8 protein-coding genes are annotated in these 10,831 nt (G+C 45.6%); 1 reads left to right on the forward strand and 7 read right to left on the reverse strand.

Going from position 1 to position 10,831, the window contains the following annotated elements:
- Positions 1–150 precede the first annotated feature (150 nt).
- Positions 151–1,041, forward strand: coding sequence for an RNA polymerase sigma factor RpoD/SigA (locus NL647_RS02555; protein WP_032802095.1), 891 nt, complete (start codon positions 151–153; stop codon positions 1,039–1,041).
- A gap of 62 nt (positions 1,042–1,103) precedes the next feature.
- On the opposite strand, the gene NL647_RS02560 is transcribed toward NL647_RS02555, so the two are convergent.
- The 7 genes from NL647_RS02560 to NL647_RS02590 all read right to left on the reverse strand — a co-directional run bounded on the left by NL647_RS02560 (position 1,104) and on the right by NL647_RS02590 (position 10,641).
- Complete coding sequence (locus NL647_RS02560) at positions 1,104–1,472, reverse strand: hypothetical protein (protein ID WP_253649570.1); 369 nt, start codon at positions 1,470–1,472, stop codon at positions 1,104–1,106.
- A gap of 108 nt (positions 1,473–1,580) precedes the next feature.
- Positions 1,581–3,719: an ATP-binding cassette domain-containing protein gene (locus tag NL647_RS02565; RefSeq protein ID WP_253649571.1), complete on the reverse strand. Its 2,139-nt coding sequence runs from the start codon at positions 3,717–3,719 to the stop codon at positions 1,581–1,583.
- Positions 3,716–5,302 carry an ATP-binding cassette domain-containing protein gene (locus tag NL647_RS02570; protein ID WP_253649572.1) on the reverse strand — a complete coding sequence of 529 codons (1,587 nt, stop codon included), beginning with the start codon at positions 5,300–5,302 and terminating at the stop codon, positions 3,716–3,718. The genes NL647_RS02565 and NL647_RS02570 overlap by 4 nt, the downstream gene beginning before the upstream one ends.
- Entirely contained in the window at positions 5,292–6,716 is a 1,425-nt protein-coding gene (locus tag NL647_RS02575; RefSeq protein WP_253649573.1) for a TolC family protein, read from the reverse strand. Before NL647_RS02575 ends, NL647_RS02570 begins: the two co-directional genes overlap by 11 nt.
- The gene (locus NL647_RS02580) at positions 6,691–8,922 is read right to left on the reverse strand and encodes a response regulator (protein ID WP_253649574.1); all 2,232 of its coding nucleotides are present in this window, start codon (positions 8,920–8,922) and stop codon (positions 6,691–6,693) included. Before NL647_RS02580 ends, NL647_RS02575 begins: the two co-directional genes overlap by 26 nt.
- Positions 8,923–8,925: 3 nt before the next feature.
- On the reverse strand, positions 8,926–10,275 hold the full coding sequence (locus NL647_RS02585; RefSeq protein WP_009704725.1) for an HlyD family type I secretion periplasmic adaptor subunit: 1,350 nt from the start codon (positions 10,273–10,275) through the stop codon (positions 8,926–8,928).
- A 12-nt stretch (positions 10,276–10,287) separates the two neighbouring features.
- Positions 10,288–10,641, reverse strand: a complete 354-nt coding sequence (locus NL647_RS02590) for a hypothetical protein (protein WP_039839707.1) — start codon at positions 10,639–10,641, stop codon at positions 10,288–10,290.
- Positions 10,642–10,831 lie beyond the last annotated feature (190 nt).

Genomic DNA, 10,831 nt, shown 5'->3' on the forward strand with positions numbered 1-10,831 from the left:
AAATTAAATGCAATTTCTTGGTAAAGCTAAAAAGCCTTGTCTACACTCAACGTAAAACGAATGTTATTCGTTGGGTGGCATATTAATTGAGCCACGGAGAAAAGTAGCCAAAGAGCTACACCAGTAAAGTTGGCTGATAAGGACGGGGAAATGAACAACGAGTGTTTTGCTAGGTCCCGAGGTGTCACGGATGAGATGCCAATGAAAGAAACGTTTTCTGCAGGTAAAGATCCTTATGCACATTACCTAAAAGACATCGTGGGGATTGATTTACTCTCTCGAGAAGATGAACTGCATTATGCCAAACTCAATCGAGCGGGGGACAAAGAAGCGCGCGAGGTGATGATCGAATCAAATTTGCGTTTAGTGGTGAAGATTGCCAAAAGCTACTTAAAACGTACTGGCAACAACTTCACGCTGCTTGATTTGATTGAAGAGGGCAACATTGGCTTGATCAAAGCCATCGACAAGTATGATCCTGAGCCGGGTTATCGTTTTTCAACTTACGCTGTGTGGTGGATTCGCGAAAACATTGAAGCGGCATTAATGAACAACGGTCGCACGGTGCGTTTACCTGCTCACGTTTGTAAGGAGATAAATAGTCTTGCGTCCAAAAAGCATGATGCGAGCAAAACCATGAGCAAAGACATCTCGATTTCTGAGTTGTCCCACTGTTCAGGCGTAAAGGTAGAGCGTGTCGATGAGTTAGTCGCGTTGAGCGGCTTTATTGATGTTTCAACGACTGTCGACCTTAATCATGCGCCATTTGTGCTCGAACAGTGCGAAAGCGAATACACAACAGATCCACAGCAAGATTGCGAAGACCATTGCTTTACTCAAGCACTGGAGCACGTCGTTAACACATTGCCTGTGAAGTTACAGCAAGTGCTGATTCATCGCTTCGGCTTATTTGAACACAACGTGAAAACATTAGCTGAAGTCGGGGACTTACTGAATGTCTCTAACGAACGCGTGAGACAAATGCAGAAAGAGGCGGTAGAGCGAATACAAAAACGTCTTCAGTTTGATGGATGGGTTTGATACCGATAAATAGCTTCTAAAAAGCCAGCGTCGTTGCTGGCTTTTTTCTATCTGTTTGTTGCTCAGTTGGTCTTTGCTTGTTCTTCGGCAAAAAGCAGTAACTCAAGTTGTGCTTTTGCGGAGGGTTCGAGTGTCCAGATGCTCAATATACGGTTAAGGGCAGCTCGATACACACGACTCTTGAGTAAGAAAGCGAGTGTGGTCGTGTAGTTGTTCACCACTTGAGTTTGTGTTGCCACTAGCTCCGCTTTGTTTGCGATGTCGATTTGCTCGAGATTGAAATCAGGCAAAAATGCACACTCATACCACACCTCGACAATCTCGCGGATTTCGAGTTCTTCTTCAGGCACATCAAAGTCCTGCAATGCGTGGTTTTCCGGTATCGCTGATAAATAAACCACATCCAATTTGTCAGCAACAAATGTATACATCTGAATCCTAAACACCTCTAAATCTCGGTCGAATCATCTCTCTGGTTTATATCTTTGTCAATTGTATCTGCCTGATTAAAGAGTTAATTGTGAATAAGCGCCACAGTATTAACTTAAGCTGTTTAAGTATCTGTCTGTTAAGCCAAAATATTTCAAGTTGCCGTCTGGCTCTAATACCAAGCTCATGTTCGAAGTGGCGATCAACCCCGGATCATTGGTAGAGAACACCACGGTTTTGTTTAGCAATTTATCGGTGAACAAGCGGTTGAAGTACTGGGCATTTTCTTGCTCAGCGCCATTAAATGGTTCATCAATGATGATCAGTGATTGTTCACAACTTCCAAGCCCCAGTGCGAGGCGCAATTTCTGTTGAATACCGTTGGGTAAATTCTTGCATTTATCTACGCTTAGCTGAGTGTTCAATCCTTCTGGCAACCACGCATCGAGTTCGAAAAAGCTCACCATCTCTTGCATCTTTTCTGTAGGGATGAGTCCATTATGCAAGATGAAGTTAGTCTCCAGAGAGCCTTCAAAAATATGCAAATTAAACGGGATGTAGTTAATCGAGGTTCGGTAGCGATAGCTGTTGAACTGTTTGATGTTGTAACCGTCTACCGACACTGCGCCTTGGTATCGATCTTCTAAACCCGCAAGGATGGAAATTAGCGTGGTTTTACCGCAACCAGTTGGTCCACAAATCACCACTTTCGCCCCTGGGGCAATTTTAAATCCGAGATTGGTTAAGCCCGTTGCTGCGCCAGTGTAGCGATGGCTTACACCGCTGCCGACAATGCTGCCTTGGAAGAGGCGAATAGGGGGGCTTTTCTCCAACGTTAGCTTGTCGTCATTCATTGCCATCAGGTTGTTGATTTGCGCAGAGGACGCCTTAATGGATTGGAATTTGGATATGGAGTTGTAGATACCCATTATCGGACCTAACGCCTTCCAGACTAAAATTACGGTTGCAAGCATGGCACCAGCGTCAGACGTTCCATCCATTACACCAATAACCGCGGTCACGATACTTGCGGTACCTATCACCTGAATCAAACTGCCACCTGCGGCTTGAACCTTACTGTTGGTCACCGCAACGTTTTCAGCATCGTTGGTGCTTTGCATGTGTGAAGCACTGAAGCGAGATTGAATAACGCGCAACAGTGGCAAGCCTTGGATGGTTTTGATGCCGCGAAGAATCTCATTCCACTGGTAAGAAACCATGGCGTTAGCGCGAGAGCTCTTCGACGTGGCTTGTGAATAGATGTAACGAGAGTAAACACAGAATACCAACATCAGAATCAACCCCGCCATGACGACCAATGCAGCGGTTCCTGACATGATGGCAATCGCGACAATGAACACGATAACAAACGGCATGTCGAAGTAGCTCAAAGTTGACTCTGCCGTTACCAATCGGCGGAATGTGTCGATGTCTTTCAAACGCGCCAACTGAGAAGACACGCCAGCGGTGGATGTCATCGCATAAGGGAGCCATAAAAGCTTAGATATAACCGCTTGAGAAATGTGCACCGCCAAATCCTTACCTGACGTGGCAATGATGTTGACTCGCATTTTCTTAAAAAAGTATTCCGAAAATCCAACAATCACGGCAAACAACGTGAGCCAATAGAGCGTGGCTTGGGAGCTAGACGTCAATGCGAAGTTGTACACACTCATGATAAAGAAGGGTTGGAGCGCGCCCAAGATACTGATGACAAAGCTAAGAATAATCAGGCTTTTGAGTTCATTGTTGTAGCGATAGAACGCGTATTTAATCCAGTTACTGCGGTCTTGAGATTCAGGTGGCGGCTCTCGGAACAAGCGCGAGTATTCGCTGATCGAAACCAACAAGCACGGCTTCTTGCAGAGCGGGTATTCAATGGTGTTGTTATTGGTGTAATCAAACAGGATCAGTTTGCCGTCTTTAGTGCCCAAGAAAATCGCAGTGAGGTTTTCTATCTCGATAAAACAAGGATGAGGGTGCCCCTCGATGTGCTCCAACGTTTTTAATTTGGTGACGTCACAACGATAACCAAGGCGTTCAATGGTGGCGATAAAACTGTCGCTGTCTTTTGGTTTAGGGATAAAAGCGTCGCTGAGGATAGAAGGTGTGCCTTCCCATTCAAGCGCAATGAGGGTGTAAGCTAAACCACGAATCAAAGGTGACTGATTGTATCGCTCGTCATAACTGCGAGCCTCAAAGTCCAACAAGCGCTGAGGGACATTATTAAAATCAACCAAAATACTCATTGGTCACCTCCGGTAAGTTTGACGCGTTTGAGGCGATGATTGAGTTTGTCCATCTTATTGCTGACGATGATGAGGATTTTGTCGTTGGCGCGATAGGCGGTACTGGTCAAAACCAATCGAGCAAAGTCGTCATCATAAACACAGTCGATGTCGTCGAAGATCAACACACGTTTGTTCGCAAGTAAGGCACGCACCAGCAACAAGGCATAAGCGACTTGGCGTGAGAATGGGTTGCGTAAATGTCCTTTAAGCTCGGTGTAAAAACCAGCGGGAAGGGCATCGATTTGTGCTTTGATGTTCATGGTTTCGCAAAGCGCAAATGCGGTGTTGTTTAAGCTCGGGCGAAAACAAGTCAGGTTGTCGATGATGGTGCCTTCGACGAATGAACTGGTTTTGTCGACCATGAGCACGCTATTGCGCCAGACGTTGTAATTGACGTCATCAAGTGGAGTCTCGTTGATTTGGATATCGAGCTTGGTGTCGGTGTTTTGCCGCGTAATGCAATTGGCGAGGTGGGTTTTGCCTGCGCCGCTTTTCCCCGTCAGCAAGTAAGCCTGACCGCGTTCAAACTCGATGCGTTGTTTTTCCGAATACTTCACCGAGATGCGCTCGACTTCTGTCGTGTCATTTTGCTGTTCTACAGACGCAGCAAGCTCAAGTAGTTCGGCGATACGTTGAATATGAAGCTTGTTCAACTCCCAGCGGCTCACCGTGCGCATCACTTGCTGGTATGGGGCGAAGTAACGGTTGGTAAGCATGATGATGGCTGCCATGATGCCTTGGCTAGATTGCATGTTGATAACTGCCGTTGCCAAAACCACCACCACACAAGCGATGGAGAGCTGTTGTATGAGCGAAAGGATAAGGCTGAAGTTTGATTCGATTTGCTCGTATTTGATGTTCTCGACTTCACGTTCTTCCACCATTTGTGTCATCAAGCTCTCAACGCGATATTCCATATTGCGTGCTTTGATATCGAGTGGGCTAGAGATGATCTCGATAATTTTTGAGGTGGTTAAGCCTTCGATATCGGATTTGTTTTCTAGGCTGTTGATCTTTTGCTTGGAAAGGCTGAGTGCGAATATTGCTAAAACGATGGAGGCGAGCAAGATGGTCACCCCTGCCCAGATGTTGATCAGACCGATAATCAAAATGGTCAGTATGCTGACAGCAAGGTTGATCAATGCCCGTACAGATTCTCCGCCAAAGAAGGATTTAATCTCTGGAATGGTAGCAATACGCTCTAGGTATTCACCGGGTTCTAGGCGACGAAACTTCGATATCTCAGCCAAACAGATGGATTGAAACACCTTGTTGGTTAGGTTGGTTTCGAACTGCTTCATGATCACCGACGAAATCTTCTCTTCCTGATTCTTTAAGTGATAGTCGAGGAAGATGGTGATCAAGATAATGGCAAACAGAAGAAACAGCGTGTCTTTAGCTTGGTTAGGTAAAACACGGTCAAAGATAATCAGAATCGAAAAGGGCAACACTAAACCAAACAGTGTTGAGATGACCGTTGAGAAAGTCAGATAACACTTGTCAGCAAAGTTAATCTTCTGGGAAAAATGCTCAGTTTGCATTGCGACCTCCTTTCTTAATCGATGGTTTGGAGAGAAGGTGTTTTGGAACTAAGTCTTGATTGCTTCTGCCTTCGATATCACTCATCAACTGCATGATGCTTTCGATGGATTGCACCGACAGCATGCCTTTGATTTGCTCAAGATTGATCGATTCAATGATGTAGTCATAGCGCGCGCTCTCGTAATCACGTAGTGCGCTAAACAGTTTACTTTCCGCTGCCAGTAAGTCGGTAATGGTTCGCGTACCAAGCTGGTAAGCGCGTTGAATGCCTTTATAGGAAGCGTAGTTAGCTCGGATGATGTTCTCGTAACTGCTAATAGCTCGGGAGAAGTCATTAATGTTGAGTACCGAGGTGTTAACGCTATTGCGCGTCGTGAACAACGAATCTTGGTACAGCAGCTCCGTTCGCTCGATAGCCGTCGACGATTTTTGATAACCGTAGTAATCCGAACCACCTGAGAAAATCGGCACATTCAAGTTCAAGCCGACGCTGGTGGAGTTACTGTCCCCTGTCGCGGTTGGGTCGGTTCGGTCATAGTTGTTTGCATCGTCGTAACGGTAACTGGCAGAGAGCGATACGGTCGGCACAAAGTTTGAACCGCTCTCTTTCAAGCCTCTTCGGCTGCGTTCTACGGTCTTCTTTGCGACTAATAAGTCGTTATTGAGCTTCAAAGCTTGTTCAAGAATTACGCGTTGTTCGGATTCGCTGATTTCTGCTAAGGGTACGCTTTCGTAGATGTCCTGCGATGGGGTGACTGGGTATTGAACTTGAATCTCTAAACCGTTCAAAATCACACGTCGGTCTTTCTCTAGGGTTCTTAAGCGATTGGCAATGCCTTCTTTCTGAGCAATCACCTCATACAACTCGCTCGCCGCAGTGTTGCCAAGTTCCACGTTGCGACGCATTTGGCGCTCACGTGTTTCAGACGATTTAAGCTCGACTTTGGTGGCTTTGATTTGCGCGTTGTTTTTCAGGTACTCGAAATATTGCGTCGCGATTTCAGAAATGGTGCTCTGGATTTTGTTCTCGTGCTTGATTTCTTCAATGTTGAAATCCAGCTTCGCGGTGCCGTATTTGAAGATGTCGCCAAGGTTAAACACCGATTGGGATAAAGACACGCTGTAGCTGTTTGAGTTGTAGCTAGAACGCGTATCTGGTGTTCCCGTTAATATGGTCTCGTTTTCATTCCATGTAGTATCAGCGGCACCGTTTAAAGAAGGCAGGAACTTAGAACGGCTGATGTCGATGTTGTATTCGTTTTCTTCCACGCCTTTGTCACTTGCGCGCAGAGATAAATTGTTTTCCAAGCCGAGTTTGACCGCCTCAAGCAAGGTGGTCGCCATTGCCGAAGGAGCATTGCTCAATGTAAGCGCTGCCAATACGCAGCTAGTTAAGTTTCTGTACCGCCACATACTTGTTGATCACCTTGATGATTTCGTCGTTTTTATAAGGTTTGCTGATCACGTAATCCATTCCAGCTTCGATACAAGCTTGGTGTTCATTACTGCTGGTCAATGCTGTCGCACCTATAATGGTGCAAGGGTTCTGTCCGCTTTCTTGTTCGTATTGTCGAATGCGTTTGGTTGCTTCAATACCGCCCATGCCCGGCATGATGCAGTCCATAAAAATGATGTCCGAGCGTTGATTTATGAAGTGCTGAACGGCGTCTGCGCCATCGCCAACGGTATCGGCTTCGTATTCTTGCTTGCTCAAAATACGTTTGAGTAGAATCTGTTGAACACGGTCATCTTCCACAATCAGGAATGAGCTGTTCTCCATCTGATCTTCAGAGGCTTCCGCTTCCATGATTGCTAACAGGTTAGGGATGAACTCATATGGAATCGCAGGAGAGTTCAGAATCTTGTCGACAAAGGTATGGCTCTCTTGTGCTTGCTGAGTGTTAGTAACTGAAAGCAACAACTTGGTGTTCGGGTGATTGCGCAGTTGCGATTTCACGGTTTTGCTCAGTGAGGGCAATTTGTTTGGCTCAAACGTGTCGGTCAGCATGATGGCGTCGTATTCGCCAAAGGTTTTTGCAGCAGAGAAGAGCTCGTTCGGCGTTCGAATTGGTGTGATCTCTAAGCCCAAGTTGACCAGCATTTTGTTCATCACATCAATGCGCAGCTGAGAGTTGGCACACAGCAACAAACGTTTATTGTCGAAGCGAGTTTTCTCGGTGTGGAAGCTCTTGGCTTTTAAATCGAGCTGAATTTGAAAACGTTCCTGATTGCCCGATTGATACCAATGGCTCTCGTAATAGCCATAATCTTTCAGCACGCTTTTCGCCAAATCGTCTTTGGTTGCGGTGTGCTGTTTATGGTCGCTCCAGTGTAGGGTATTGAGCTTGACAAACGGCACATCCAGTGTGGTTAAGAAGTTTAGATTGATGGTCAGGCGAGTGTTTTCAATGTCTGACGCTGCGCCCGATTCAATGGTGACAAACAGTTTTTTGTCAGCTTTGAGTTGGATGGCGTTCGATAGCTGTAGGAACAACACCCAGAATAAGCTGGTGGATTGCCCTTCAACACGATTTGGTAGGTTATCCGAGATAAAGCAGTCTAATTCACCTTCATTCCGCTGTACTTTGGAACTGATGTGAATCATCAATTCAGACAGCACATTAAGCAGTGAAAACTCTTTCGATTTGCTCTCAGTTCCTTGTGAAATGAGTCGGTTGTAGTTCTCTGCCAACTCAGACAAGGTATTGGCAGCCGAGGTTATATCTTGCGCCATCAACACGCCGCTCTCATCGGTCTCTTGTACAAGATATTGCACGCCGCCGTTAATAGTGTTGGTGATGCCACGAATCTCGTAACCAATCAGAGCATAGAGCTGTTTGTAGAGATCGTTATTACGTTTTTGCTCTTCGAGTTTGCTGAAAATCAGTTTTAGGTGAGAGTAGATCTGACGCTGCTTAGGATTGATGCTCACTTCATTGAGCAACTCTTCTAACCTTTGTAAATCCAGTTGTTTGAGCTCTTGATAAAGCCCATCGAATTCTTGGTCAATGTCGCGCTCATTCGAACTGGATTTTTTAAGCTTTAGGATTGCCACCAAATTCGATAGAACGGCGATACCAACCAACACAACAACGACCATAAACAACCAAATGAAGAACTCGTTTTTCTCCATCATTAGGTCGCTCGCGTGGTTGTTAAACATGGTGCGATAGTTGTCGTCCATTTGTAGGTAGTTATTGGTGAGCGAGAGATACAGTGCCAACACATCGTCACGCGTTTTGGAGCTGTCCGAGAAGCGATTAATCGCCAGTTCAAGCTGCGTATATTCGGTCGCGCCTACCAAGCTAAACTCGGTTTTGTTGAGTGACGCGAGAGACTTAAACTGGTCAATTTCGTTTTTCAGAACCTCAAAATTGAGCTCTGTTGTACTGCAATAACGCGCGGCTAAACAGCGCTGAAGCGTTTGGATATCAAGTTCGATGGTTTGGTTGAGTTGTTGGGCTTGAACTAACAGAGGTGCGTTTTGCACTTGCTCCACTGAATCCACTTTTTCCCAAGAGACATACAAATAAAAGGCGAGGGCAGCCAGCACCAAGCTGAAAGCAATACTAAGGCGCATAACAGGAACGGAAATATTGTAGGAAGGTTTGTTACTCATCCATTACCTCTCATCGAACGCGTCTTCGATAGCCGACATAACCGGCTTCGCAGCGTATTCGATAACCCGACGCGACCCTGTTTTCACGTCGGCGGTAAACTCCATGTAAGGGGATAGTTTGTATTGTGTGCCTCCGCGCTCTAGATAGTTTTGGCTGATTTGGATTTCAGCGAGGTAGAATTCAGCGTCCTCTTCTTCATAGGACGAACGGCTGATCGACGCGATTCGACCTTCCAAAAATCCGTATTTGGCAAAGTTGTAGGTGTCCATCTTCACTTTGACTGCCTGTCCGATTTCAACAAAGCCCATGTCTTTACGTGGAATCTTCGCTTCGCCATGAAGGGAGTTATTGATCGGCGCAATGTCCGCGATACTTTCCCCCGGCGGTATCACGGCAGAGCGGAAGTTGAAGTGCACTTTATCCACCACACCATCAATAGGGGCGTAGACCACAAGACGATCCACTTTGTCTGAGTGTTGAGGACGAAGAATGCGTTTCAGCTTGAGATCTTTCTTCGCTTGAATGATTTGCGCTTGGTATTCGGAGTTGCGATTTTCCACCAAGTCACGGTACTGTTTTTCTAGCTTGTCGAGTTGGAAGCGCTCATTCATGACTGACTCATCAAGGTTTTCAATCTCACGCACCATGTTTGACTCTTGAACCTGCATATTCAGAACATCGACATAAGATGCCATTTCTTCTTTATAGAGGGTGTTCTTGATATTGAGCTGCTTGCGAATCAAAGAAAGCTGGTTCTCGGAGCTTTTGCGGCGCTTAAGCATAGAATCAATCAACGAGTTCTTGTGATTGATGTCGTGAGTGATCAACTCTTCATTAGATCGGTTTTTGGAAAACTCTTGCTGCCAGGTATTCATATTTACCTGAACCAATTCTGGGTATTTTTCGATGTAGGCAGAGAAATCGGGCTCTACCATATCGCGCAGGCTTTCATAACGGAGTTTATCTAACTCGAGCTGAATGATTTCTGTGTTCACCGTATCGAGTTGAGTGTTTCTATCCAAAGAACGAATTCGCGCAATGGGTTGACCTTCGTAAACCACTTCGCCTTTGCGCACTAACATTTCTTCGAGAATACCGCCTTCAAGGTGTTGCACTTTTTCTACGTCAGATTCCAGCAATAACTCACCGCGCACCGACACCACAATGTCGATACGAGCTTGAGACGCCACGGCGATCGCCACCATTGAAAGCAAAAAGATAACCAGCAATGTTTTGTGTACGCTGGTCATCGCACTGGCTAGCACGATCGTATCGTCTGCGGTCACCTTCGAAGACTCGTTATTGGAAACGAGTGCTTTTCTGAGGTGGTGCTCGATCTGCTTGTTACTCATGATCCACCTCGGTTATTCATCATCTGCGCTGTCATTGATAGAGTTCTCGATATCTAACAGCTGGCTAATTTGCTTGTTCACGTTGTTGAGCTCAGTTTTGATATCCTCAATCAATTCATTAGGTGCAGGGAAGTGGTGCTTACTCAAATGCTCCAGCTTTGCCATCTTGGGTGGTAAATCATCATCACAAAGCAATACGAGAATAGTCTTCAGCTTTTTTGAGTAGCCGCTCAGCTCTTCAAAACGGTTTTGTTTATGCAGCATTTCGATGTTGATCGCCGCGCTGCTGAAATCCTTGTAAAAATCTCCCAATAGCAATTGCAGCCCTTTGTGGCTGTTGTCGACTGAGCGCAACAGATTCGTCATGTTTATCATTGTTCCACCGCCCTAATTGCTTTAATGACAATAACTAAGGATCTTTAAATTGCGTTTTCAAATTTTTTTTACCTCTTTCTGGTTAAACAACATGAGTATGAAAAAAGTTGGATAAAAAAGTTGGTTTTCCAGAATGGTGTCCTTTACTGCCTCTAAACACGATCAGTTAGCTAATGGCAAC

The organism is Vibrio sp. Y29_XK_CS5, from assembly GCF_024181835.1.
GTDB classification, from domain to species: domain Bacteria; phylum Pseudomonadota; class Gammaproteobacteria; order Enterobacterales; family Vibrionaceae; genus Vibrio; species Vibrio harveyi.